The following is a 26,292-nucleotide window of genomic DNA, read 5'->3' as shown; positions in this document are numbered from 1 at the left end:
GCGACGGCGGTACACGCTCGGCGCGTCAGAGCGCTTTGCCGAGGCAGATGGACTGCGGGCGATCGGCGTAGGGGCCGTAGGGTGGGATTTCGGCGTAGCCGTGGCGCTGGTAGAAGGCGACGGCGCGCTCGTTGATGCGGCGGGTGCTCAGCGCGGTGCGCGTGTAGCCCAGCGTGCGTGCGTGGGCTTCCAGCGTAGCCAATAGCGCGGCGCCGGCGCGCGAACCGGGGCGGGCGTACATGCGCTTGATCTCCGCGGTGTGGGCGTCGAGCGGACGGAAGGCGCCACAGGCGACCGGCATCCCGTCAGCAGCGTCAGGGCCGGAGCCGTCGCGCGCGTCCGGGCTTGCGCTCGCGTCAACGCGTGCGATGAGAAAGACGGCGCGCGGGCCGCGCACGTCGCTGGCGTCGAAGTGCGAGGTGCCAGCATCGCCAGTGATCCTGGCCACCGCCGCGGACAGCTCGGCGATCAGCGCGCGCGCCGCGGCGCTGTCGGGATCTGCCGCGGCGATGTGCATCGTCAGCGCTTCAACTTCGCGAACGCGGCGGCCATCGAGCCTTGCGGCTGGGTGTCGCGCTGGCGGGTGTCGCGTTGCTGTTGCTGGGCCATGCGGGTGCGGTCGGTGCGGTCGCCGCGCTGGTCGGGCTTCGACCCGGCCGCCGGGGCGCTGTCGCTCAGGCGCATGGTGAGCGCGATGCGCTTGCGCTTCTCGTCCACTTCCAGCACCTTGACCTTCACCACCTGCCCCGCCTTCACCACCGTGTGCGGGTCCTTGACGAAGGTATTCGACAGCGCCGAGATGTGCACCAGCCCATCCTGGTGCACCCCGATGTCCACGAACGCGCCGAAGGCCGCCACATTGGTCACCACGCCTTCCAGGATCATGTCCGGCCGCAGGTCGCGGATCTCTTCCACGCCGTCCTTGAAGGTCGCGGTCTTGAACTCCGGCCGCGGGTCGCGTCCGGGTTTTTCCAGCTCCTTCAGGATGTCCGTGATGGTCGGCACGCCGAACTTCTCATCGACGTACTTCGCGGGCGAAATCGACTTGAGTAGCTTGATGTCGCCCACCACCGCCTTCACGTCGCGCTGGATATCGGCCAGGATCTTCTGCACCACCGGATACGACTCCGGGTGCACTGCCGACGCATCGAGCGGATTCTCGCCATTCATGACGCGCAGGAAGCCTGCCGCCTGCTCGAAGGTCTTGTCGCCCAGCCGTGGCACCGAGCGCAAGGCCGCGCGCGAGGTGAACGCGCCTTTGGAATCGCGATAGGTGACAATGGCCTGCGCCACGCTCGGCGTGAGACCGGACACGCGCGCCAGCAGCGGCGCCGACGCCGTATTCACGTCCACGCCCACCGCGTTCACGCAGTCCTCCACCACCGCATCGAGCGAGCGCGCGAGCTGGGTCTGCGATACGTCGTGCTGGTATTGCCCCACGCCGATGGATTTGGGATCGATCTTGACCAGTTCCGCCAGCGGATCCTGCAAGCGCCGTGCGATCGACACCGCGCCGCGCAAGGACACGTCCAGCTCCGGCAGCTCCTTCGATGCGTACTCGGACGCCGAATACACGGAAGCACCGGCTTCCGACACCACGATCTTGGTCAGCTTGAGTTCCGGCCGCAGCTTGATCAGGTGCTGGGCCAGCTTGTCGGTTTCGCGCGACGCCGTGCCGTTGCCGATCGAGACCAGCGCCACGTTGTGCTTCGCCGCCAGCATGCCGAGCGTGTGCAGCGAGCCGTCCCAGTCGTTGCGCGGTGCATGCGGATAGATGGTCGCGGTATCGACCACCTTGCCGGTGGCATCCACCACCGCCACCTTCACGCCGGTGCGCAGGCCCGGGTCGAGGCCCATGGTCGCGCGTGGCCCCGCCGGAGCGGCCAGCAGCAGGTCCTTCAGGTTGCGCGCAAAGACATCGATCGCCTCGTGCTCCGCGCGCTCGCGCAGGGCGCCCATCAGCTCCGTTTCCAGGTGCATGAAGGACTTGACGCGCCAGGTCCAGCGCGCGGTGTCGGCCAGCCACTTGTCGGCCGGACGGCCTTTCTGCGCGATGCCGAAACGCGCCGCGATGCGCGACTCGCAGGGGTTGTGCGGTGCGTCCCACTTCGGCTTCTCGGCCTCCGTGTCGAGCCGCAGCGCCACATCGAGCACGCCTTCGCGGCGCCCGCGCAGCAGGGCCAGCGCGCGGTGCGATGGCACGTTCGACAACGGTTCCGAATAGTCGAAGTAGTCGGCGAACTTCTCGCCTTCGTCCTCCTTGCCGGCGACGACCTTGGACTCGACCACGCCGTGCTCCTGTACGTACTCGCGCAGCGACTGCAGCAGTTCCGCATCCTCGGCAAAGCGCTCCATCAGGATCTGGCGCGCGCCGTCCAGCGCTGCCTTCACATCGGGTACGCCCGGATTCGCGCCATCGGTGGTGGTGAACGGCTCGCGCAAATACGCGGCAGCCTCGGTGTCGGGATTGCGCGACGGGTCGGCCAGCAACGCGTCGGCCAGCGGCTGCAAACCCGCTTCGATCGCGATCTGCGCCTTGGTGCGGCGCTTCTGCTTGTACGGAAGATAAAGGTCTTCCAGCCGCGTCTTGTCTTCCGCATGCATCACCGCTTCAAGAAGCTCCGGCGTCATCTTGTTTTGTTCGGTGATTGAGGCGATGATGGCAGACCGGCGCTCTTCGAGCTCACGCAAATAGCGCAGGCGCTCCTCCAGCAAACGCAGTTGGATGTCGTCCAGGCCACCGGTCGCCTCCTTGCGGTAACGGGCGATGAACGGGACGGTCGCACCTTCGTCCAGCAGGGCGATGGCCGCGGCCACCTGGGCCGGTTTGGCCGCGAGTTCGACGGCCAGGCGTTGTTCGATGGAGGGCAGCATGAGGTACATCCTTACAGGTCAAGAGCGGAATGATAACCAATCTGTGTGATCGCGCCAGTCTTGACATGCTTGGCTGTGCATGGGATGAATAGAGGTCCTGTGCTGGGTGCGCTTGCGAACAAACCCTGGCACCCGATGTCGGATAATATCGGCAGTTAGTCGTACCCAGAAAAAGTATCAAACACAATGCCCTCAATGGATTTTATGCGCGACGACGCCAGTGACACGCCCACCGCTCCCGCCCCCGCGCCAGCCGTGCAGCGCGCCGCGCCAGGCGCCCTGCCCGCACCGGTGGCGAGCTGGCTGCAGCGGGTGGAAGCGGCGGCCCATCCCCAGCCCAAGCTGACGGTCGAACAGCCGAAGGACCCGAAAGCCGCGCAATACAAATTCGTCTACGTGCTCGCGCCCACCAGCGGCGGGCGGCACGTGGCCCTGGCCCTGTGCAAGGCCCGCCTGCGCCCCAACGGCGACGTGGCCGCCGCCAGCGCCGTCAACGAAATCTTCTCGCTGCTGTCCGCACCCCCGGCCTACCTGGAAGGCGACGACGAGGACCTGGTGCGCTTCTTCATCGCGATGCGCAGCGGCGGCTCGCAGTCGTCCAGCGCGACGGAACCGAAAGGGAAGGTCGGCGCGATCCTGCTGCAGATGCTGATCGAGCAGGAGAAGCTCCTGTGGGCCAACTCGTGGCAGGACATGGCCAATGGCCTGGTGTACCCGCTGCAGCAGGGCGCGGTGCGCCATGCGAATTTGGTGTGGCGCGAAGAAGGCAAGGTCTCGAAGCTGGGCTGGCAGGTGGAGGCGCCGCAGGGCGCGAGCCACATCGGCGCCGACCAGATCGACTACATGCTGCCGACCGATCCGCCGTGGTACATCGATAACCTCTCGTGCGGACCGCTGGAACTCAATCGCGGCGGGGTGGACATCTCGCTGGCGGACCTGCAGGCGCTGGTCGCGCAGGCCCCGGCCCTCACCGGCACGGACAGGAAGCGCGTGTCGCAGCTGCTGCTGGCGCATGGCCTGTCGAACCTGATGCCGCTGCCGCAGCCGCTGACCCAGCGCACGCGCGACGACGTCAAGCCGGTGCCGCACCTGCTGCTGGACAGCGTGTCCCTGTCCGAAGGTACGGGCTCGCGCTGGCATGACTACGCGGTGCTGTCGTTCGACTACGACGGCGAGCGCATCTCGTTCGACCCCGGCCAGCGCGTGGTGCGCCAGGTGGGCGACGTGACCGAGGTGATCGCGCGTGACGCGGAGGCTGAGGCGAAGGCACTCGACACGCTGACCGACATGGGCTTCCGCAAGCCCGGCACCCCGCCCTTGAATGCGCTCTCCGGCGCCCTGCAGCTGGATTCGCAGGCCCACTGGCTGCGCTTTGCCGAGGGCGATCTCGATGCGCTGTCGGATCTCGGCTGGCACGTCGAGAAAGCGAAGAAATACCGCTATGACGTGGTGGCGGTCGAGGACTGGTACGCCCAGATCGACGAGCCGGAAGAAGCAGGCCATGCCTGGTTCGAGCTGGAACTCGGCATCGTGGTCGCCAACAAGCGCGTGCCGCTGCTGCCGGTGCTGGTGCAGATGATCCGCAGCGCGCCATCTGACTTCGACCCTGACGTGCTGGCCGCGCACGCGGACATCGACCAGATGCTCGCGACCCTGCCCGATGGCGTGCGCGTGGCCCTGCCGTGGGGGCGCGTCAAGCCGATCCTCAACACGCTGGGCGAGCTGTATTTCAACGACAAGATCAAGCAGAAGGTGCGCCTGTCCACGCTGGACGCGGCGCGCCTGGAAGAACTCGCGCGCGGCACGGAGCTGCGCTGGTTCGGCGGCGAGCAGCTGCGCGAGACTGGGCGCAAGCTGGCGCAGTTCGGGTCGGTGCAGAAGGTCGCGCCGCCGCAAGGCCTGCAGGCCACGCTGCGCGATTACCAGGCCGACGGCCTGGCCTGGATGCAGTTCCTGCGCGAGTACGACCTGGCGGGCATCCTGGCCGACGACATGGGCCTCGGCAAGACGGTGCAGACGCTGGCCCACATCCTCATTGAAAAGGAAGCGGGCCGCCTCACCCATCCGGCCCTCGTCATCGCGCCCACCAGCCTGATGGCGAACTGGCACGACGAAGCGGCCAAGTTCGCGCCCGGCCTGCGGGTGCTGGTCCTGCAGGGCAAGGAGCGTATGGACCTGTTCGAGCAGATCCCGAACGTGGACCTGGTGCTGACCACCTACGCGCTGCTCCCGCGCGACGAGGAAAAGCTGCGCGAGCACGAGTACCACCTGGTGATTCTCGACGAATCGCACTACATCAAGAACACGCGCTCCAAGGCCGCGCAGTCGGCGGGCATGCTGAAGGCGCGCCACCGTTTATGCCTTTCGGGCACGCCGCTGGAGAACCACCTCGGCGAGCTGTGGTCGCAGTTCCACTTCCTGCTGCCCGGCCTTCTGGGCGACGAGAAGACCTTCAACGCGCAGTTCCGCAACCCGATCGAGAAGCAGGACGACCCGCTGCGGCGCGCGCTGCTGAACCGCCGCATCAAGCCTTTCCTGCTGCGCCGGACCAAGGACCACGTGGCCAAGGAGCTGCCGCCCAAGACCGAGATGGTGCGCAAGGTGGAGATCAGCGGCGCCCAGCGCGACCTGTACGAAACCGTGCGCCTGGCGATGGACAAGAAGGTGCGCGAGGAGATCGACAAGAAGGGCGTGGCGCGCAGCCAGATCGTGATTCTCGAGGCGCTGCTCAAGCTGCGCCAGGTTTGCTGCGACCCGCGCCTGGTCAAGGCGCTGCCGCCCAAGAAGCAGGCCAACGCCAGCGCCAAGCTGATCGACCTGATGCAGATGCTGGACGACCTGCTGGCCGAGAAGCGCAAGATCCTCGTGTTCTCGCAGTTCACGTCGATGCTGGAGCTGATCGAGGAGGAGCTGGACGCGCGCCGCATCCCGTATGCGATCCTGACCGGCGAGACCAAGGACCGCTCGGCTCAGGTGGCCGCGTTCCAGCAAGGCGCCGTGCCGGTCTTCCTGATCTCGCTGAAGGCCGGCGGCGTGGGCCTGAACCTGACCGCGGCCGACACCGTGATCCACTACGACCCGTGGTGGAACCCGGCGGCCGAGAACCAGGCGACCGACCGCGCCTGGCGCATCGGGCAGGACAAGCCGGTGTTCGTGTACAAGCTGATTGCCAAGGGCACGCTGGAGGAAAAGATCCAGCTGCTGCAGCAGAAGAAGAGCGAACTGGCGCAGTCCGTGCTGGCCGAGGGCGAGCAGCACAAGCTCGTACTGACGCAGGAAGACCTGCAGGCCATCTTCGCCCCGCTCGACGAACAATGACTCACGCCCAACTACATGGATGACTTCAGCAGCGGCGCCGCCTCGCTGTTCCGCACTATCGCGGAACTCGAAGGCGGCGCTGCCTTCATCGTGGATGCCGCCTCCGGGCGGCTTTCTTATATCAGTCCCTCCATCGAAGCGCTGACCGGGTATGCGCCCGCGGCCCTCGCGGCCCACATCGATGGCAGCGCGGTCGATGCCCTTCTGGCACCGCTGTGCCGCGTGCTGGCCGTGCCACCCAAGGGCAAGCTGCCCGCCCGGCAGGAAGTGGAGCTGGCCCGCAAGGGCGGCGGGACGGTACCGCTGGAGGTGGTCGTGACGTGCGCCGACGGCTACACGGCCGGCCTGGTGCGCGACATCTCCGGCCAGCGCGAGTACGCGGCGCGGCAGAAGAAGTTCGCCAGCATGCTCAATCACGAATTCCGCACGCCGCTGTCCACCATCGACGGTGCGGTGCAGATGCTGGAGGCATCGCCCGACGCGGCGAAGGTCAGCGATGCGACGCGCCAGCGCTACCGCAAGATCCAGATTGCGGCCGACCGCCTGATCGGCATGCTGGACGAGTACCTGTCCCCGGACCGCATGGCCGCCGTCGGCCGCGACAAGCAGGCCACCACCGTGGAGCCGCTGGCGCTGCTGCGCGAAGCCGCCCAGCACGCGCGGGCCGCCGGCCGCAAGGTGGACGTGGACGGCGCGACCTTGCCGCTGACGCTGCGTGGCAGTCCCGAAGGGCTGGCGATGGCGCTGAAAGTTCTGGTCGACAATGCCATTCAGTACACGCCGGACAGCGCCACGATCCACCTGGAAGGCCGGCGCGACGGGAATGTCGTGGAACTGGCGGTGCGCGACGAAGGCCCCGGCATCCCCGAAAACGAGTGGCCGCTGGTGTTCGCCAAGGGATTTCGTGGCGCCAGCGCCACAGGCCGCGCAGGCTCGGGCCTAGGGCTGTATATGGCGAAGTCGGTGGTCGAGGTGCATGGAGGAACTATTTCCGGCCAAAACAATGCACAATATGGGGCGGTGTTCAAAATCCGGATGCCCCTGTAACCGGGATGGATAAAGACCTTGCCTCTTCGAGTTACATTCGTGATAATTCTTTACTGTTTGTTCACAAAAGCAATGCAAGGGTCGGCGCTAGCTCCCCGCACATGAGCTAAAGGTTTCTGAAATTACTGTCGATGGCGCACCCATGACGCAAATCCTCATCGTTGAAGACAACGGCGAATACGCCGGCGACATGGCCGAGTTCCTGACCGGACTCGACCATGAAGTGTCCATTGCCACATCCGCCAGCGAGATGTGGGCCGCCCTCACCAAGACGCCCACCGCCGTGGTCGTCCTCGACCTCGGCCTGCCGGACGAGGACGGGTTCAATGTCATCCCGCGGATGCGCCAGCTGTATCCCGAGATCGGGCTGCTGGTGCTGACTGGCCGGGTGGCCTTCGACAACCGCATCCTCGGCCTGCGCCTGGGCGCGGACCATTATCTGACCAAGCCGATCAAGTTCCCGGAACTGGCCGCCCACATCGAGGCGCTGGACCGCCGCGTGCGCGCGCCGGAACCGGCGGCCCCGCAGCCGAGCAAATGGACGCTGAAAGTGAGCGCCCGCCAACTTGAGCTGTCCGGCTCGGTGATCGATCTGACGGAGAAAGAGTGCAACTTCCTGCATCTGCTGACCATCAACACCCGGCCGGTGCCGCGCCAGGTGATCGTGGCGGGCATGGGCGGGGAGGATCCGGACGCATCCCGCCGGGTCGACATGCTGGTCTACCGCCTGCGCAAGAAAGCGCGCAGCGGGCTGGGCCAGGATCTGCCGCTGCGCTCGGCGTATGGCGAAGGCTATTCGCTGTCGGCCGGATTTAACATCCTCTAGTATTCAGGGACAGAGTCGTTCCTGTTCTGGACGGCTTCAGAAATAAATAGGGTCAGAGTCATGCGGCCGCGCTAGAATGGTGCGGTGTTCACGATTCCTGACCCTTTTTCATGGCCCGCCTGCCCCGCTTCGTCCTCCCGAACCAGCCCCACCACATCATCCAGACCGGCAACAACAATCAGCCGGTGTTTCAGGATGAGGACGACTACCGCGAATTCCTGGCGATGCTGAAAACCGCGGCGAAGCAGTTCAAGGTAGCGATCCACGCCTACTGCCTGATGCCGAACCACGTCCATCTGCTGGCCTCGCCATCTGACGGAGAGGGCTTGGCGCGCATGATGCAGTGGATGGGGCGCAAGTACGTGCCTTACTTCAATAGCAAGTACGGCCGGACTGGCACGCTCTGGGCCGGGCGCTATAAGACTTCCGTGGTCGATCCGGACGAATATTTCCTGCCGTGTTCGCTTTACGTGGAGCTCAATCCTGTCCGCTCGGGGGCTGCTCATACTCCCCAGGAGTATCCGTGGACCAGCTTCAATCACCACATCGGGACCAGGCAGGATACCTTGATCACCGATCACCCCCGCTACTGGTCCCTCGGCAATACGCCGTTCCAGCGCGAGGCGGCCTACACCCAGCTCGCCGACAAGCCGCAAAGCCGCAAAGAATTGGAGTTCATCAGCGCCGCGGTGCTGAAAGGCTGGCCGCTGGGCTCGGACACTTTCAAACGTACCCTGGAGCAGCGCGCCAAGCGGCAGGTACTGCCGGCCAAGCGCGGCCGGCCCCGCAAAATGACCGTGGCAACCCAGCCGGACCGATAAGAATCAATGGCTTATCCCCAGCCGCCCTTAGTTGGCATCGCTTAGCATGACTCTGTCCCCATTTAATTTTACGAGCGACATCTGAGCATTTAATTCGACTCCGACCCTATTTAATCTTGTTGAGTTTTCTGCTGCATTGCACTAAGGTTGTCCCTCAACCCCGTCAAAGCAGTGGAGAACAGCATGGAAGCGCAAGGCTTGTACCACCCGTCGAACGAGCATGACGCCTGCGGTGTCGGCTTCGTCGCGCACATCAAGGGCCAGAAGAGCCACTCGATCATCGAGCAGGGCCTGCTGATCCTCAAGAACCTGGACCACCGGGGTGCGGTCGGTGCCGACCACCTGATGGGCGATGGCGCCGGCATCCTGATCCAGATCCCGGACCAGTACTACCGCGACGAGATGGCCAAGCAGGGCGTGGAGCTGCCTCCGCCCGGCGAATACGGCGTCGGCATGGTGTTCCTGCCCAAGGAGAACGCCTCCCGCATCGCCTGCGAACAGGAAATCGAGCGCGCCGTGCGCATCGAAGGCCAGGTGGTGCTGGGCTGGCGCAATGTGCCGGTCGACGAGACCATGCCGATGTCGCCCACCGTGCGCGCCAAGGAGCCGGTGATCCGCCAGATCTTTATCGGCCGCGGGCCGGACATCATGGTGACCGATGCACTGGAGCGGAAGCTGTACGTGATCCGCAAGTCGTCCGGCCACGCGATCCAGGCGCTGAAGCTCGTGCACGGCAAGGAGTTCTTCGTGCCCTCGATGTCGGCGCGGACCATCGTCTACAAAGGCCTGCTGCTGGCCGACCAGGTAGGCCAGTACTATCGCGACCTGCAAGACCCGCGCTGCATCTCCGCGCTGGCGCTGGTGCACCAGCGCTTCTCGACCAACACCTTCCCCGAGTGGCCTCTGGCCCACCCCTACCGCCTGATCGCGCACAACGGCGAGATCAACACCGTCAAGGGCAACTTCAACTGGATGCGCGCCCGCGAAGGGATGATGAAGTCCGCCGTGCTGGGCGACGACCTGCAGAAGCTCTTCCCGCTGATCTACGACGGCCAGTCCGACACCGCCTGCTTCGACAACGCGCTCGAATTGCTGGTCATGTCCGGCTACCCGATCGCCCAGGCGATGATGATGATGATTCCGGAAGCGTGGGAGAACCACCCGCTGATGGACGCCAACCGCAAGGCCTTCTACGAGTACTACGCCTCGATGATGGAGCCGTGGGACGGCCCGGCCGCCATGGCTTTCACCGACGGCCGCCATATCGGCGGTACCCTCGACCGCAACGGCCTGCGCCCGGCGCGCTACATCGTCACCGACGACGATCTGGTGGTGATGGCCTCCGAGTCCGGCGTGCTGCCGATCCCCGAGTCGCGCATCGTGAAGAAGTGGCGCCTCCAGCCGGGCAAGATGTTCCTCATCGACCTGGAAGCGGGCCGCATCATCGACGACAAGGAGCTGAAGGACACCTACGCCAACGCGCGCCCCTACAAGTCGTGGATCAATTCCGTGCGCATCAAGCTCGGTGAGCTCAAGCTCTCCGAATCCCAGCTCGCGCACAACCGCGCCAAGGACGCGCAGGGCGAGAAGCAGCAGGCCTCCCTGCTGGACCGCCAGCAGGCCTTCGGCTACACCCAGGAGGACCTGAAATTCCTGATGGCGCCCATGGCGCTGCTGGGCGAGGAAGCCACCGGCTCGATGGGCAACGATTCGCCGCTGGCGGTGATGTCCAACAAACTCAAGCCGCTGTACAACTACTTCAAGCAGCTGTTCGCGCAGGTGACCAACCCGCCGATCGACCCGATCCGCGAAGCGATGGTGATGTCGCTGGTGTCCTTCATCGGCCCGAAGCCGAATCCGCTGGATACCAACAACGTCAATCCGCCGATGCGCCTCGAGGTGACGCAGCCGGTCCTGTCGTTCGACGACATGGCCCGCCTGCGCGCCATCTCGGCCCACACCGGCGGCAAGTTCAAGTCGTATGAGCTGAACATCTGCTACCCGATCGCCTGGGGCAAGGAAGGCATCGAAGCGTCCATCGCCTCGCTCTGCGCGGAAGCGGTGGACGCGGTCAAGTCCGGCCACAACATCCTGATCCTGACCGACCGCGGCATGGACGGCACCCAGGTCGCGATTCCCGCGCTGCTGGCCACGTCCTCGGTCCACCAGCACCTGGTGCAGCGCGGCCTGCGCGCCTCCACCGGCCTGGTGGTGGAAACCGGTTCGGCCCGCGAAACCCATCACTTCGCCCTGCTGGCCGGCTACGGCGCGGAAGCCGTCCACCCCTACCTGGCGATGGAGACCCTGGTCGAACTGGCGCAGGGCATGCACGCCGACGTCTCGGGCGACAAGGCGATCTACAACTACACCAAGGCCGTCGGCAAGGGCCTGATGAAGGTGATGTCCAAGATGGGCATCTCGACCTACATGTCCTACTGCGGCGCGCAGATCTTCGAAGCCGTGGGCCTGTCGAAAGCCATGGTGGACAAGTACTTCAAGGGCACCGCCTCCGGCGTGGAAGGCATCGGCGTGTTCGAAGTGGCGGAGGAAGCGCTGCGCCTGCACGCCCTGGCCTTCGGCAACGACCCGGTGCTGGCCAACGCGCTGGATGCAGGCGGCGAGTACGCCTACCGCACGCGCGGCGAGGACCACCTGTGGTCCCCGGACGCCATCGCCAAGCTGCAGCACTCGACCCGTTCGAACAACTACTCGACCTACAAGGAGTACGCGCAGCTGATCAACGACCAGACCCGCCGCCATCTGACGCTGCGCGGCCTGTTCGAATTCAAGATCGACCCGTCGAAAGCGATTCCGCTGGACGAAGTGGAACCGGCCAGGGAGATCGTCAAGCGCTTCGCCACCGGCGCCATGTCGCTGGGCTCCATCTCGACCGAAGCCCACGCCACGCTGGCCATTGCGATGAACCGGATCGGCGGCAAGTCGAACACCGGCGAAGGTGGCGAGGATCCAGTCCGCTACGCCAATGAGTTCAAGGGCATCAAGATCAAGAAGGGCGAGACCATGGCCTCGATCCTGGGCCCGGACCGCGTGGTCGCGGACATTCCGCTGGCCGAAGGCGATTCGCTGCGCTCCAAGATCAAGCAGGTGGCGTCGGGCCGCTTCGGTGTCACCGCCGAATACCTGAACTCCGCGGATCAGATCCAGATCAAGATGGCGCAGGGTGCCAAGCCGGGCGAAGGCGGCCAGCTGCCGGGCCACAAGGTGTCCGAGTACATCGCCTCGCTGCGCTTCTCGGTGCCGGGCGTGGGCTTGATCTCGCCGCCCCCGCACCACGACATCTATTCGATCGAAGACCTGGCGCAGCTGATCCACGACCTGAAGAACGCGAATCCGCGCGCCTCGATCTCGGTGAAGCTGGTGTCGGAAGTCGGCATCGGCACCGTGGCCGCGGGCGTGACGAAAGCGAAAGCCGATCACGTGGTGGTCGCCGGCCATGATGGCGGCACCGGCGCTTCGCCGCTGTCCTCCGTCAAGCACGCCGGCACGCCGTGGGAGCTGGGCCTGGCCGAAACGCAGCAGACCCTCGTCCTGAACGGTCTGCGCTCGCGCATCCGCGTGCAGGCCGACGGCCAGATGAAAACCGGCCGCGACGTCGTCATCGCCGCCATGCTGGGCGCGGATGAAATGGGCTTCGCCACCGCGCCGCTGGTGGTGGAGGGCTGCATCATGATGCGCAAGTGCCACCTGAACACCTGCCCGGTGGGCGTGGCCACGCAAGACCCGGTCCTGCGGGCCAAGTTCCAGGGCAAGCCGGAACACGTGGTGAACTACTTCTTCTTCGTCGCCGAAGAAGCGCGCCAGCTGATGGCGCAGCTGGGCATCCGTACCTTCGATGAACTGATCGGCCGCTCGGACCTGCTGGACAAGTCGAAAGCCATCGAGCACTGGAAGGCCAAGGGCCTGGACTTTTCCAACATCTTCTACCGTCCGCAGACCGACCAGGGCCTGAAGATCTACCACACGGAAGAACAGGATCACGGCCTGGTGAAGGCGCTGGACCACAAGCTGATCACCCAGGCCAAGGCCGCGCTGGAGAAGGGCGAGCGCGTCTCGTTCATCTCGCCGGTCCGCAACGTCAACCGCACCGTGGGCACCATGCTGTCGGGCGAAGTGGCGCGCCGCTACGGCCACGCGGGCCTGCCGGACGACACCATCCACATCCAGCTGCAGGGCACCGCAGGCCAGTCGGCAGCGGCCTTCCTGGCGGCGGGCATCACCATCGACCTGGTGGGCGAGGGCAACGACTACGTGGGCAAGGGCCTGTCGGGTGGCCGCATCATCGTGCGCCCCAACACGGAGTTCCGTGGCTGGGCGGTGGACAACATCATCGTCGGGAACACGGTGCTGTATGGCGCCATCGCCGGTGAAGCCTTCATCAACGGCGTGGCCGGCGAGCGTTTCGCGGTCCGCAATTCGGGCGCGGTGACGGTGGTGGAAGGCTGCGGCGACCACGGTTGCGAATACATGACCGGCGGGACGGTGGTGGTGCTGGGCGCCACGGGCCGCAACTTCGCGGCGGGCATGTCCGGCGGCGTGGCTTACGTGTATGACCCGGACGGCGAGTTCGAGTCGCGCTGCAACCTGTCCATGGTGGACCTGGAGCGCGTGCATGCGTCGAAAGAGCAGAGCGACAAGGCGACCTGGCACGCGGAGACGCGGGGCGGCGTGCGCGAGGCGGACGAAGTGATCCTCAAGCGCCTGATCGAACGCCACTTCAAGCACACCGGCTCGACCCGCGCGCGCAACCTGCTGGACGACTGGGCCACGGGCCGCGGCAAGTTCGTGAAGGTGTTCCCGACCGAATACAAGCGTGCGCTGGAGGAGATGCACAACTCCAGCATGGAAGAAGCCAACGAAAAGATCGCGGCGTAAGCCACGGCAGAATCAGACAGAGGAACACTCATGGGTAAGATCACCGGCTTCATGGAATTCCAGCGGCAGGAAGAAGGGCACCAGGAACCTGCGGCGCGCCTGAAGCACTACAAGGAATTCAGCATCGTCCTGACCGACGAACAGGCCAAGGTGCAGGGCGCCCGCTGCATGGACTGCGGCATCCCGTTCTGCAATTCGGCCTGCCCGGTCAACAACATCATCCCGGACTGGAACGACCTGGTGTACCACGGCCGCTATCACGAGGCGCTGGACACGCTCCACTCGACCAACAACTTCCCCGAGTTCACGGGCCGCATCTGCCCGGCGCCGTGCGAGACCGGCTGCACGCTGGGCATCAACAACGACCCGGTGGGCATCAAGTCGATCGAGCACAAGATCGCGGACACGGGCTGGGAGCATGGCTGGGTGGTGCCGCAGCCGGCCGCTGTCAAGACCGGGAAGAAGATTGCCGTGATCGGTTCCGGTCCGGCGGGCCTGGCGGCCGCGCAGCAGCTGGCGCGCGTGGGGCACTCGGTGACCGTGTTCGAGAAATCGGACCGCCTCGGTGGCCTGCTCCGCTACGGCATTCCCGACTTCAAGCTCGACAAGTCCCTGATCGACCGCCGCGTGGAGCAGATGAAGGCCGAGGGCGTGGAATTCCGCACCAGCGTCTTGATCGGCAAGGACTTCCCGGCCACGGTGAACAACTTCGCGAAAGAGACCATCTTCCCTGAGGACCTGGACGCGGAATTCGACGCGGTGATCATGGCCGGTGGCGCCGAGCAGCCGCGTGACCTGCCGGTGCCGGGGCGTGAGCTCAAGGGCGTGCACTTTGCGATGGACTTCCTGCCGCAGCAGAACAAGGTTAACGCCGGGGACAAGCTGAAGGACCAGATCAAGGCCACCGGCAAGCATGTGGTGGTGATCGGCGGTGGCGACACTGGGTCCGACTGCGTGGGGACCTCCAACCGCCAGGGCGCCGCCTCGGTGACGCAGTTCGAACTGATGCCGATGCCGCCGGAGCACGAGAACAAGCCGCTGGTGTGGCCGTACTGGCCGACCAAGCTGCGCACCTCGTCCTCGCACGAGGAAGGATGCGAGCGCGATTGGGCAGTGGCCACCAAGCGCCTGGAGGGCAAGGGCGGCAAGGTCGAAAAGCTGATCGCCTGCCGCGTCGAATGGAAGGACGGGAAAATGACCGAAGTCCCGAACTCCGAGTTCGAGCTGAAGGCGGACCTGGTGCTGCTGGCGATGGGCTTCGTCTCGCCGGTGCAGCAGGTGCTGGATGCCTTCAACGTGGACAAGGACCAGCGCGGCAACGCGCGCGCCACCACCGATGGCGAAGGCTGCTACCGCACTTCGGTGCCGAAGGTGTTCGCCGCCGGCGACATGCGGCGCGGCCAGTCGCTGGTGGTCTGGGCCATCCGCGAAGGCCGCCAGTGTGCGCGCGAAGTCGATCTGTTCCTCATGGGCGCCTCGGTCCTGCCGCGCTGATCGCACGGCGCGCCGCGTGCGCTTGACGCTCTCCCGCGCTGCGCTACAGTGAACGTAGCCAGCGGGAGGAGCAAATGCACAGGCTATGTGCGGTAAGTGAAGGCCATGCTGTCGACGTTGAGCGTCTGCTTGAACGCGTACTCGATGAACTGGCGCGTTCGCGCGAAGAGGTTCGCGAGCTGCGCGAGGATCTGCGATCGACCCAGTGGGCGATAGTTGCAGGACTATGCGTCGGGGTGCTGGTCGTTAGCGTACTTCACTAGCGGCCCGTTCAGATTACAAGCAGGCCTCGTCATATCTCAGTATTTTCTTTTCTCCGACTAGGATGTGCCTGAGTACGCCGTCAGCGAACTGGAGACTAACACCGTTCGGCTCGGAGCTACTCTCGAGCACGAGGGAGACTCCTTCGACATAAGCAAGTGGTTCCTCTACAGCATGGGGAAATTGCTGCCTTATCGACGATAGCCGCGCGCCGATTCGAATGCCATTTGCATACGAAATGTCCGCTGTTTCGACGTCGATGCGCACCAAACGGTTGTACCAAAACAGCAGGTGCACTCCCCTGTGGTCAGGGTTTGGCAAGTAGTCACACTCGGCCGTTGCGCGATTTGCGATAGGTGTTGGAACCAGTCGCCGTTTTAGATGGCGATTGACCTCTTGCGGGGTCATCCCGATGCGCACGCGGTCAAGCCCATTCGCAGTCAATGCCGAGGCGGTTTCGCTGGCCTTCCCTGGCCCTGGAGCCATCAGGAAGAGCGCACAAATCAATAGTAAATGTCTCATAGTTGGGAGCGCCCACGCGGGGCGCTATTGTGATTGAACGTGAGTTACCCAACGGCGGAAAATACTCTAGTGCACATGGTTATCCATACCAGGCAGGGGTCGCGACTCTCGCCACTGGCCGCCCGGGCTGTCGCGCACCCCGTTGCCACCTGCCCCTTCCACATACCGGGTGTTAGGATCCGCCAACGCTTGGGCTTCCAGCTGCAGAGCTGCAGCTTTGGTCGGATCCTCAGCGACCCTGATGCCATTGATGGCGTTGATGTCGATTGCGTTCCCGCTGTAATGGTCAGAGTGCGTATCATGAACTCCGTTCGTGGTCGCAAAAACGTTGACAAAGTTAAGCCCTGGAGTGTTCCCCAGGATGCTCATTGATGTGAGCGCAAGTTCGGCGTGATCATTTGGTCGCCATTAGATGGACCAGGAGTAGTCAACGTTTACTTCGCAGGCAAGACGAGTGATGGTTTCGACACCGTGATCAGCGTCCGGCAGAGGCAGCAAGAAGGGCTTCGAGGGCGTCCGCGGGCTGGGGGCGGCTGAAGAGGTAGCCCTGCATCTGGTCGCAGCCCAGGTCTCGCAGGTGGTCGCGCTGGGCGGCGGTTTCGACGCCCTCCGCGATCAGGCCGAAATCCAGGGAGTGCCCCAGCATCACGATCGAGCGCACCATCGCATCGCCACTCGGCGTGCCCATCTCGGCGATGAAGGACTGGTCGATCTTCAGGTAGTCCAGCGGGAACAGGCGCAGATAGGACAGGCTGGAATAGCCGGTCCCGAAATCGTCGATCGACATGCGTACGCCGATCTCCTTGAGCTCCGCCATCACCTCCACCGCCTGCTGCACGTCCGCCATCACCACGCTCTCGGTGATTTCCAGGTCCAGCAGGTCGGCCGGCAGCCCGGTCTCGCGCAACGCCTCGCGCACCTCCGCCGCAAACGACGGGCGCCGGAACTGGCGTGCCGAGACATTCACCGCCACGCTGAAGCGCCCCACGCCGGAGTCGATCCAGCGCCGCCCCTGCGCACAGGCCTCGCGCAGCACCCAGCTGCCGATATCGACGATCAGCCCCGTGTCCTCCGCCACCGGAATGAAGCGGGCCGGCGGCACCATGCCCAGCTCCGGATGGTTCCAGCGTACCAGCGCCTCCACTCCCTTGACCGTGCCGGACGTAAGGCACACGCTGGGCTGGTAGTGCAGCACGAACTGCGAGCGCACCACGGCCGCACGCAGCGAGTGTTCGATCAGTGTGCGCTCCTTTACCTGCTCGTTCATCTCGGCCGAGAAGAACTTGATCTGGTTGCGGCCCGCGTCCTTGGCCTGGTACATGGCCATGTCCGCATGCTTGAGCAGCTCCTGCGGGGCCGATCCGTCGCCCGGAAAGATGGCCACGCCGATGGAGCAGGTCAGCGAGAATTCGCGGTCCGACAGGCGCACCGGCGCCGCCACCGCATTGAGCAGCGCGGCGATGGTGTCCCCGGTCGGGTGCTGCTCGCCGTCGTCCAGCAGCAGGAGCATGAATTCATCGCCGCCCAAGCGGGCCACCGTGTCGCTGGAGCGCAGGCGCCGCGACAAGCGCTGCGCCACCGTCTGCAGCAGCGAATCGCCGACGCCGTGGCCCAGCGTGTCGTTCACGAGCTTGAAGTTATCGAGGTCGATGAACACCACCCACACCTTGTGCCCATAGCGGCTCGCGTGGGCGATCGCGTGCTCCAGCCGGTCGTTGAAGAGCGCCCGGTTGGGGAGGCTGGTCAGCGCATCGTGGCTGGCCTGGTGTTCGAGCTCCGCCTGGTAGCGGCGCGTGGCCGTGATGTCGTTCAGGATGCCGACCCAGTGCGTGACCGCGCCCTGCGCGTCGCGCACCGGCGCCACCCGCAGCTCGTTCCAGAACAGCGAGCCATCCTTGCGGTAGTTGCGCAGCACGACCGTGATCGCGCGTTCTTCATGCAGGGCGCGGCGCAAGTCGGCCAGCGCCGGCTGTTCGGTGTCCCCCGCCTGCAGGAAGCGGCAGTCCCGCCCCATGACCTCGTCGGCTGCGAAGCCGGTCATCTGGGTGAAGGCCGGGTTCACGTATTCGACCACGTCGTCCTTGACGCCCACGCGCGTGATGATGATGGCATTGACGCTGGCCTCCACCGCGCTGCTTTGCAGCTGCAGCGACTGGGCCGCCTGCTTGCGCTCCGTGATGTCCTGGATGGTGCCGAGCAGGCCGACGATCTGCCCGTCCGCGTCGTGCAGCGGCAGCTTGTTGATGACGTAGTCGCGCTGGCTGCCGTCCGGCTCGAGCAGGCGGTCCTCATACGCCAGCCTGGCCTGGCCGGTGCGCATGATGTAGGCATCTTCCTCGGCGATGCGCGCCGCGCTGTAGTGCCACGGGAAGTCGGCATCGGTCTTGCCGACCAGGTCCCCGGTCGAGGCCAGCCCCGCGACGCGCGCGAACTCCTTGTTGCCGCCCTGGTAGCGCTGGTCCAGCCCCTTCCAGAACACCTGCTGCGGCAGGGCGTCGATCAGGCTGCGGTAGAGCTGCTCCGACTGGTGCAGTGCGCGCTGCACGGACAAATAGCCGCTGACGTTGTGCACCAGGACGAAGCGGCAGGCGCGCCCGCGGTAGCGCAGGCCCTGCGAGGTGACCTGCACGTCCAGCAGGCTGCCGTCCTTGCGCCGGTGGGTCCACACGCCCGCGTTCTCGAAGGCGCGCGGAGCCGCCACGCTCAGGTTCGCGCTCAGGCGCTCCTGCTCCGCCGGGGGGCGGATGTCGCGGATGGTCATGCGCAGGAATTCGCTCTCGCTGTAGCCATACTCGCGGCGGGCCGCCTCGTTCACGGCCATGAAGCGCAGCGTGCGCAGGTCGTAGATCCACATCGGCTGCGGATGATCGCGGAACAGCCCGGGCAGACCGTCGTCGACTTCCGGCGAGTGCCGCCGGCGCGCCAGCTGGCGGCGGGCCACGGGACGTGTCTGGCGCGGCACGGCGCGCCTTACTGGGCCCACGAGTCGAACTTCTTCGAGTCGTGGTCCCAATAGATATGCGCAGCGTCGCTGGCGTCATCGGACAGGCGCACGCCCTTGCAGGTTTTCGAGGGCTTGTAGCCGGTGGGTGCGCTGCCCGCCAACGAGGTGATCTCGGCGGGCGTCAGCGAGCTGTCTTCGAGCCGGATCTTGGCCGCGTCCGGCTTGCGTCCGCCCGCCTCGAAACGCAGCACTTCGGGTGCGCGCTTGAGATCCGGCGTGAAGATGGCGACCACGATCTCCTTGTCCGAGGTGCCAAGGATGGCGTGCTCGGTCTTGCCCGCGCAGGAAAAGTCCGCCGTCAGCACCGACTGCGCCTGCCAGGCCACGCCGCCGACGAACTGGTCGGCCGCCTTTTTCACGGCCGGGTTCGCCCAGGCGGTATTAACCAACAGTACCAGGCAGACCGCCAGGCAGGACTTTTGAGAAAAATGCATGCGACAACTCCATCTTTTGGCATCCTGCCGCCGAGTGTACGCTGCGCGCGCGCGGCACGGAAGGGCTTTCCCGGCGCCGGTGCCGGGGTACCTCTGGCGCACTGCACCAATTCTCTCACGGCAACAAGTTGACCTGTCAAGCAAACTTGCGGCGTCAAAATGTTCCGCGAATTCAACAACTTACCCACAGGAATATCTGACTCCAAGTTCAGTAGTGTTGTATTATCACGTCCCCGCGCGGTCCAAAAACGGGGCGTCGCCAGCAGAGCTTGCCGTTTCTGCACTACAATACGATCTTCCCCAAATCGAATAAGCCCTCTGTGTCGAATCTCGTCGAAATTCGTGACCTGCATTTTGCGTACAATTCGCGCCCCATTTTGAAGGGCCTGCGGATGGACTTCCCACGCGGTAAGGTCATCGCCGTGATGGGCGGGTCCGGGTGCGGCAAGACCACGGTGCTGCGCCTGATCGGCGGCCAGATCCGCCCGCAGCGCGGCTCGGTCACCGTCGATGGCGAGAACGTGCACCAGCTCGATACCGAAGGCCTGTACCGCCTGCGCCGCAAGATGGGCATGCTGTTCCAGTTCGGCGCCCTGTTCACCGATCTGTCCGTGTTCGAGAACGTGGCCTTCCCGCTGCGCGAGCACACCGACCTGCCGGAAGAGCTGATCCGCGACCTGGTGCTGATGAAGCTGAATGCAGTCGGCCTGCGCAACGCGCACAAGCTGAAGCCGGCCGAGATCTCGGGCGGCATGGCGCGCCGCGTGGCCGTGGCCCGTGCCATCGCGCTCGACCCGCAGCTGATCATGTACGACGAGCCGTTCGCCGGCCTGGACCCCATCTCGATGGGCGTGACCGCCAACCTGATCCGCAGCCTGAACGAAGCGCTCGGCTCGACTTCGATCCTGGTCTCGCACGATGTGCACGAGTGCTTCGAGATCGCCGATTACGTGTACTTCATGTCGGCTGGCGCCATTGTCGCCGAGGGCACGCCCGCCGACCTGCTGAAATCCGAAGACCCCTACGTGAAGCAATTCGTGCATGCCGCGCCGGATGGCCCGGTGCCCTTCCATTACCCCGGCCGCGCGCTGGCGGACGACTTGGGACTGGGAGGTGGCGCATGAGCACCGCCTTCGTTCCCAACCTGCTCGGCCGCATCGGCCAGTACACCCGCGAGACCGTCGCCCAGATCGGCTACGCGGCGCGCTGGTTCGTCGTGCTGCTGGGTGAGTGCTTTGGCGCGCTGCGCCGCCCGACCCTGATCTCGGAGCAGATCCACTTCATCGGCAACTACTCGATGCTGATCATCGTGGTGTCCGGCCTGTTCGTCGGCATGGTGCTGGGCCTGCAGGGCTATATCACTTTGAATGCCTACGGCGCCGAGGAACAGCTGGGCAAGGTGGTGGCGCTGTCGCTGCTGCGCGAACTGGGCCCGGTCGTGACCGCCCTGCTGTTCGCGGGCCGAGCGGGCACCTCGCTGACCGCCCAGATCGGCCTGATGAAGGCCGGCGAGCAGCTGACCGCCATGGAAATGATGGCGATTAACCCGGTGCAGCGCGTGTTGGCCCCGCGCTTCCTGGCCGGCGTGGTCGCGATGCCGATCCTGGCCACCATCTTCAACGGCGTGGGCGTGGTCGGCGGCTACCTGATCGGCGTGAAGCTGATCGGCGTGGACTCGGGCGCGTTTTGGTCGCAGATGCAGTCGGGCGTCGATATCTGGGGCGACATCGCCAACGGCGTCCTGAAGAGTTTCGTGTTTGGCGTGGTGGTGACTTTTACCGCCCTCTACCAGGGCTACGAGGCCCAGCCGACTCCGGAAGACGTGTCGCGCGCGACCACCCGGACCGTGGTGTTCGCCTCGCTGCTGGTGTGGGGCCTGGACTTCGTCCTCACCGCGCTCATGTTCAATAAGTAATTACCGAAAACGGACCACAAAAATGCACCGTAAAACCATTGATGTCTGGGTCGGCCTGTTCGTCCTGCTGGGCGCCGCAGCCCTGATGTTCCTGGCGCTCAAGGTCGGCAATGTCAGCTCGCTGTCCTCGTTCAAGACGATTTACACGATCACCGCCAAGTTTGATAACATCGGCGGCCTCAAGCCGCAGGCTGCGGTGAAGAGCGCGGGCGTCGTCGTCGGCCGCGTCCGCACCATCAGCTTCGACGACAAAAGCTACCAGGCGCTGGTGACCATTGATATGGACGCCCGCTTCAAGTTTCCGAAAGACAGTTCCGCCAAGATCCTGACCGCCGGCCTGCTCGGCGAGCAGTACATCGGCCTTGAGCCGGGCGGAGACATGAACAACCTGGGCCAGGGCGACAAGGTCGCCCGCACCCAGTCCGCCGCCGTGCTGGAAGACCTGATCAACCAGTTCATCTACAGCAAGGCCGCGGACGGAAAGGACGAATCCAAATGACGTTTTCCCAGCCATCCGGCTGGCGTCGCTCTGCCTATGCGCTGGCGCTGGCCGCCGCGCTGTCGGGCTGCGCATCGACGCCCGCGGCCAATCCGCGTGACCCGTTCGAGAAGTTCAATCGGGCCATGTTCAGCTTCAACGACGCGGTCGACCGCGCCGCCCTGAAGCCGGCCGCGACCGCCTACAAGAACGTGCTGCCGCAGTTCGTGCAGACCGGCGTGAACAATTTCTTCGGCAACCTGGCCGACATCTGGACCGGGGCCAACAACCTGCTGCAGGGCAAGGGCAAGGACGGCACCTCCGACCTGGCGCGCGTGGCGCTGAACTCGACCGTGGGCCTGCTGGGCTTTGTCGACGTGGCCTCGGGCGCCGGCCTGCAGAAGCACAACGAGGACTTTGGCCAGACCCTGGGCGCCTGGGGCGTGCCGGCCGGCCCGTACGTGATGCTGCCGATCTTCGGCCCGTCGACCGTGCGCGATACGGTGGTACTGCCGATCGACCTGGAGGCCGATCCGTGGAACCACAAGGAGCCGATCCGCTGGCGTAACACCGGCATCGTGCTGCGCGCAGTGGATGAGCGCGCATCGATCCTGGACGCGAGCAACCTGATGGAAGAGGCTGCGCTGGACCGCTACGAGTTCATCCGCGACGGCTTCCTGCAGCGCCGCGACAGCAAGATCTACGATACGGACAAGCTGCGCGCCCGCCGCAAGGACAAGCCGGCACCCGACGAGGATGCGCCGCCGCCGAACTACGAGGAAGAGGACAAGGCCGCCGCGCCGGCCGATGCTGCTGCGAAAGATGCAGCGGCTCCGGCAGCGGCTCCGGCTCCAGCCGCCGACGCCAAGCCAGCAGCGGAGGCAAAACCGGCGGCGGACGCACCGGCGGTCCCCGCCCCGGTGCCTGCTCCGGCCGCCCAGCCGCAGGCGCCCCCGACCGGCCCGGCCCAACAGGACCCGGCACCGAAACAGCCTGATACAAATTCGGCGCCATCCACCCAGAAGTGACCATAGATAATGTCCACCAACGGACACCACTGACGAGGTAAGAATGAAACTGATCAAACAACTGCTCGCGATCGCCACGGTCGCCTTCATGGCCGCCGGCGTGGCCGCCCCGGCCGCTGCCCAGGAAAAACCGGACGTGCTGGTCAAGCGCATCAGCCAGGAAGTCATCGAGACCGCCAAGAACGACAAGGCGATCCAATCGGGCGACACCCGCAAGGTGATGGACCTGGTGGAATCGAAGATCCTGCCGTACGTCGATTCGGACAAGATGACCTCGATCGCCGCCGGCCGCTTCTGGCGCCAGGCGACCCCGGAGCAGCAGAAGCAGCTGACCGCCGAGTTCCGCACCCTGCTGATCTACACCTATGCCGGTGCGCTCTCGCAGATCAAGGACCAGACCGTCGAGTTCAAGCCGATGCGCGCGTCCGATTCGGACACTGACGTGGTGGTGCGTTCGCAGGTCAACCAGGCGCGCGGCGAGCCGATCCAGCTCGACTATCGCCTGACCAAGGAAGCCAGCGGCTGGAAGATCTACGATCTGAACGTGCTCGGCGCGTGGCTGATCGAGACCTACAAGAGCAACTTTGCCTCGGAAATCAGCAAGGGCGGCATCGACGGCCTGATCAAGAAGCTGCATGACCGTAACGCCCAGCTGGCCTCCAAGCCGCTGAAGGCCGTGAAGTAATGCTGGCTGTCGAGTCCATCACCTTCCAGAACGCGCGCGCGGTCCTTGAGCAGGGCTGCGCCGCGATTCGCGGCGGTGAGCGCGAGATCGACCTGCGCGCGGTGCACACGGCCGATTCCTCGGCCGTGGCCGTGCTCTTGGCCTGGCAGCGCACTGCCCGCAAGGTGGGCGGCACGCTCAGCTACCGCAACATCCCCGCCGGCTTGCACAGCCTCGCCCACGTCTACGGCGTGGACGTGTTGCTGGCGGCCTGACCGCCTGCATCGACATTCGCGCGCAGGACCAGACGCTGGCAAGGGACTGAGCGCCACGCGCACATGTGACGGGATACACGCCAACATGACGCGGGCGCTCTTTATCTGCACCCAGAACCGGCTCCGCAGCCCGACTGCGGAGCAGATCTTCTCGACCTGGCCTGGCGTCGATACCGATTCGGCCGGGCTGGGCGCGGACGCCACCGTACCTCTTTCGTCCGAGCAGATTGCTTGGGCGGACATCATCTTCGTGATGGAGAAGGCACACCGCAACCGGCTCTCGGTCAAGTTCCGCGCGCACCTCAACGGCAAGCGCGTCATCTGCCTCGATATTCCCGATGAATATGAGTTCATGCAGCCTGAGCTCATCAAGCTGCTGGAGGCGAAGGCCGGGCGCTTCCTGAGGCAGCCTCACTGATCCGCGCTACTGCGCCGCTTGCACCCCGGGATGCCTGTTAGCGTGATGGCGACGGCACGATTCGCTTCAGCAGCAGGCTGATTTCTTCGAGAACGCGCCACGGGTGGCCTCGGAAAGTGAGTCCTGCGCCCAAGCGGACATGGCACAGGCAGCGAGCGCCAACGCCGTTGCAAAACCCTCTTCATGAAACTCCAAAATTTCGATGAGCGCCCAGTCCGATTTCGGCCTTGGATCACCGGGCAACAGTCGCAGGCGCCAGCCGCCGACGCACCCGGGCGGATTCTTCTATAATCAGAGGTTTCCCCCGGCATAAAGGCCTCCGCGCATGGCGGCAATCCAGATCAACCAAGTCGAAAAGAGCTACAAGTCGCTCAAGGCCCTCGGCGGCGTCTCGCTGACGATCGAAGAAGGCGAGTTCTTTGGCCTGCTCGGCCCGAACGGCGCCGGCAAGACCACCCTGATTTCCTGCATCGCCGGCCTGATCCGCCCGGACGCCGGCAGCATCAGCATCCACGGCCACGACGTCACCAAGGATTTCCGGAACGCCCGCAAGAACCTCGGCGTGGTGCCGCAGGAACTGGTGTTCGACCCCTTCTTCACGGTGCGCGAAACCCTGCGCCTGCAGTCCGGCTACTTCGGGCTGAAGAACAACGACAAGTGGATCGACGAGGTGATGGAGAACCTGGACCTCACCAACAAGGCCGATACCAACATGCGCGCCCTCTCCGGCGGCATGAAGCGCCGCGTGCTGGTGGCCCAGGCCCTGGTCCACAAGCCGCCCGTGATCGTGCTGGATGAACCCACCGCCGGCGTCGACGTGGAACTGCGCCAGACGCTGTGGAAGTTCATCTCGCGCCTGAACCGCGAAGGCCACACCGTCGTGCTGACCACCCACTATCTGGAAGAAGCGCAGGCCATGTGCCAGCGCGTTGCCATGCTCAAGACGGGCAAGGTGGTGGCGCTGGACACGATGTCGAAGCTGATCCGCCGCATCAGCGGCTCGCAGCTGAACATCCACCTCGCCAGCGGCACCCTTCCGGACGACCTGAAACCGCTGATCGCCCACGACGAACCCGAAAACGGCAGCGCCAGCAAGTTCGCCCTGCGCGTCAACGACTACGCCGAGGTCGAGCCGATCCTGGCCCGCCTGCGCGAATCCGGCGCCGTCATCGACGAGATGCAGCTGCAGCAGGCCGACCTCGAAGACATCTTCATCCAGATCATGGAAGGCCGCGCCGTATGAACTTCTTCTCCGTCGGGTTCCAGACCCTGCTCTACAAGGAGACCCTGCGCTTCTGGAAGGTCGCCACCCAGACCATCGCTGCGCCGATTCTCACGGCCATGCTGTACCTGCTGATCTTCGGCCACGTGCTCTCGGGCCGGGTCGAAGTCTACCCGGGCGTGACCTACACCAGCTTCCTGATCCCGGGCCTGGTGATGATGAGCGTCCTGCAGAATGCCTTCGCCAACTCCTCCTCCTCGCTGATCCAGTCGAAGATCACGGGAAACCTGGTGTTCATCCTGCTCCCGCCACTGTCGCACTGGGAGATCATCTCGGCCTACGTGACCGCGTCGATCATCCGCGGCCTGTGTGTCGGATTCGGCGTGTTCGTCATCACCGCGTGGTTCGCGAACCTGAGCTTTGTGGCGCCGCTGTGGATTTTGGCCTTCGCGCTGCTGGGCGCGGCCATCCTCGGCACCGTCGGCGTCATCGCGGGCATCTGGGCCGACAAGTTCGACCAGCTGGCCGCCTTCCAGAACTTCCTGATCGTGCCGCTGACCTTCCTCGCGGGGGTGTTCTACTCGATCCATTCGCTGCCTCCGTTCTGGCTCGCGGTCTCGCACGTCAACCCGTTCTTCTACATGATCGACGGCTTCCGCTACGGCTTCTTCGGCCAGTCGGACGTCAACCCGTGGATCAGCTTCGGCATCGTCTGCACCTTCTTCGTGATCCTGGCGACGATGGCGATCAACCTGCTGCGCAAGGGCTACAAGCTGCGCCACTGACTATTCGGATACT

At 65.0% G+C, this 26,292-nt stretch carries 19 protein-coding genes; 15 read left to right on the top strand and 4 right to left on the bottom strand.

From position 1 onward, the window contains the following. Nucleotides 1-25: 25 nt before the first annotated feature. Both E4L96_RS22590 and E4L96_RS22585 read right to left on the bottom strand, forming a co-directional pair. Nucleotides 26-517, bottom strand: coding sequence for a GNAT family N-acetyltransferase (locus E4L96_RS22590; protein ID WP_135209481.1), 492 nt, complete (start codon nucleotides 515-517; stop codon nucleotides 26-28). A 2-nt stretch (nucleotides 518-519) separates the two neighbouring features. Beyond that, on the bottom strand, nucleotides 520-2,874 hold the full coding sequence (locus E4L96_RS22585) for a Tex family protein (protein WP_135209480.1): 2,355 nt from the start codon (nucleotides 2,872-2,874) through the stop codon (nucleotides 520-522). A gap of 195 nt (nucleotides 2,875-3,069) precedes the next feature. On the opposite strand from E4L96_RS22585, the gene E4L96_RS22580 reads away from it, so the two are divergent. The 6 genes from E4L96_RS22580 to E4L96_RS22555 all read left to right on the top strand — a co-directional run bounded on the left by E4L96_RS22580 (nucleotide 3,070) and on the right by E4L96_RS22555 (nucleotide 15,273). Further along, nucleotides 3,070-6,192 carry a DEAD/DEAH box helicase gene (locus E4L96_RS22580; protein ID WP_135209479.1) on the top strand — a complete coding sequence of 1,041 codons (3,123 nt, stop codon included), beginning with the start codon at nucleotides 3,070-3,072 and terminating at the stop codon, nucleotides 6,190-6,192. A gap of 15 nt (nucleotides 6,193-6,207) precedes the next feature. Then, nucleotides 6,208-7,239, top strand: a complete 1,032-nt coding sequence (locus tag E4L96_RS22575; RefSeq protein ID WP_135209478.1) for a PAS domain-containing sensor histidine kinase — start codon at nucleotides 6,208-6,210, stop codon at nucleotides 7,237-7,239. Between the two features lie 142 nt (nucleotides 7,240-7,381). Then, nucleotides 7,382-8,065 carry a response regulator transcription factor gene (locus E4L96_RS22570; RefSeq protein WP_135209477.1) on the top strand — a complete coding sequence of 228 codons (684 nt, stop codon included), beginning with the start codon at nucleotides 7,382-7,384 and terminating at the stop codon, nucleotides 8,063-8,065. Nucleotides 8,066-8,175: 110 nt separating this feature from the next. Further along, nucleotides 8,176-8,886 carry a transposase gene (locus tag E4L96_RS22565; RefSeq protein ID WP_135209476.1) on the top strand — a complete coding sequence of 237 codons (711 nt, stop codon included), beginning with the start codon at nucleotides 8,176-8,178 and terminating at the stop codon, nucleotides 8,884-8,886. A gap of 183 nt (nucleotides 8,887-9,069) precedes the next feature. Beyond that, complete coding sequence (locus E4L96_RS22560; RefSeq protein WP_135209475.1) at nucleotides 9,070-13,779, top strand: glutamate synthase-related protein; 4,710 nt, start codon at nucleotides 9,070-9,072, stop codon at nucleotides 13,777-13,779. Between the two features lie 30 nt (nucleotides 13,780-13,809). Next, nucleotides 13,810-15,273, top strand: coding sequence for a glutamate synthase subunit beta (locus tag E4L96_RS22555; protein WP_135209474.1), 1,464 nt, complete (start codon nucleotides 13,810-13,812; stop codon nucleotides 15,271-15,273). Between the two features lie 1,258 nt (nucleotides 15,274-16,531). On the opposite strand, the gene E4L96_RS22550 is transcribed toward E4L96_RS22555, so the two are convergent. Then, the gene (locus tag E4L96_RS22550) at nucleotides 16,532-19,018 is read right to left on the bottom strand and encodes a sensor domain-containing protein (RefSeq protein ID WP_135209473.1); all 2,487 of its coding nucleotides are present in this window, start codon (nucleotides 19,016-19,018) and stop codon (nucleotides 16,532-16,534) included. Between the two features lie 8 nt (nucleotides 19,019-19,026). Beyond that, nucleotides 19,027-19,494 (bottom strand): hypothetical protein, encoded by a 468-nt coding sequence (locus E4L96_RS22545; RefSeq protein ID WP_135209472.1) that lies wholly within the window; start codon nucleotides 19,492-19,494, stop codon nucleotides 19,027-19,029. Between the two features lie 320 nt (nucleotides 19,495-19,814). Between E4L96_RS22545 and E4L96_RS22540 the strand changes: the two genes are divergently transcribed. From E4L96_RS22540 to E4L96_RS22500, 9 genes are all read left to right on the top strand, one after another. After that, nucleotides 19,815-20,618, top strand: coding sequence for an ABC transporter ATP-binding protein (locus tag E4L96_RS22540; protein ID WP_135209471.1), 804 nt, complete (start codon nucleotides 19,815-19,817; stop codon nucleotides 20,616-20,618). Next, complete coding sequence (mlaE, locus tag E4L96_RS22535; protein ID WP_135209470.1) at nucleotides 20,615-21,409, top strand: lipid asymmetry maintenance ABC transporter permease subunit MlaE; 795 nt, start codon at nucleotides 20,615-20,617, stop codon at nucleotides 21,407-21,409. The genes E4L96_RS22540 and mlaE overlap by 4 nt, the downstream gene beginning before the upstream one ends. Nucleotides 21,410-21,431: 22 nt before the next feature. Next, complete coding sequence (gene mlaD / locus E4L96_RS22530) at nucleotides 21,432-21,908, top strand: outer membrane lipid asymmetry maintenance protein MlaD (RefSeq protein WP_135209469.1); 477 nt, start codon at nucleotides 21,432-21,434, stop codon at nucleotides 21,906-21,908. Further along, a complete protein-coding gene (locus tag E4L96_RS22525) occupies nucleotides 21,905-22,915 on the top strand; it encodes an MlaA family lipoprotein (protein ID WP_135209468.1) in 1,011 nt (336 codons plus the stop codon). Before mlaD ends, E4L96_RS22525 begins: the two co-directional genes overlap by 4 nt. 43 nt (nucleotides 22,916-22,958) lie before the next feature. Continuing rightward, a complete protein-coding gene (locus E4L96_RS22520; RefSeq protein WP_135209467.1) occupies nucleotides 22,959-23,600 on the top strand; it encodes an MlaC/ttg2D family ABC transporter substrate-binding protein in 642 nt (213 codons plus the stop codon). Continuing rightward, nucleotides 23,600-23,854 (top strand): STAS domain-containing protein, encoded by a 255-nt coding sequence (locus E4L96_RS22515; RefSeq protein WP_135209466.1) that lies wholly within the window; start codon nucleotides 23,600-23,602, stop codon nucleotides 23,852-23,854. The genes E4L96_RS22520 and E4L96_RS22515 overlap by 1 nt, the downstream gene beginning before the upstream one ends. Before the next feature lie 85 nt (nucleotides 23,855-23,939). Then, nucleotides 23,940-24,272, top strand: a complete 333-nt coding sequence (locus E4L96_RS22510; RefSeq protein ID WP_135209465.1) for a low molecular weight protein tyrosine phosphatase family protein — start codon at nucleotides 23,940-23,942, stop codon at nucleotides 24,270-24,272. 325 nt (nucleotides 24,273-24,597) lie between these two features. After that, on the top strand, nucleotides 24,598-25,515 hold the full coding sequence (locus E4L96_RS22505) for an ABC transporter ATP-binding protein (protein WP_135209464.1): 918 nt from the start codon (nucleotides 24,598-24,600) through the stop codon (nucleotides 25,513-25,515). Further along, on the top strand, nucleotides 25,512-26,279 hold the full coding sequence (locus E4L96_RS22500; RefSeq protein ID WP_135209463.1) for an ABC transporter permease: 768 nt from the start codon (nucleotides 25,512-25,514) through the stop codon (nucleotides 26,277-26,279). The genes E4L96_RS22505 and E4L96_RS22500 overlap by 4 nt, the downstream gene beginning before the upstream one ends. The last annotated feature ends 13 nt before the right edge of the window (nucleotides 26,280-26,292 follow it).

Origin of the sequence: Zemynaea arenosa (genome assembly GCF_004614185.1) — a bacterium.
Lineage (GTDB): Bacteria > Pseudomonadota > Gammaproteobacteria > Burkholderiales > Burkholderiaceae_D > Telluria > Telluria arenosa.
Note: the sequence above shows the minus strand (reverse complement) of the source record. Positions and strands in the feature narration are given on the sequence as shown.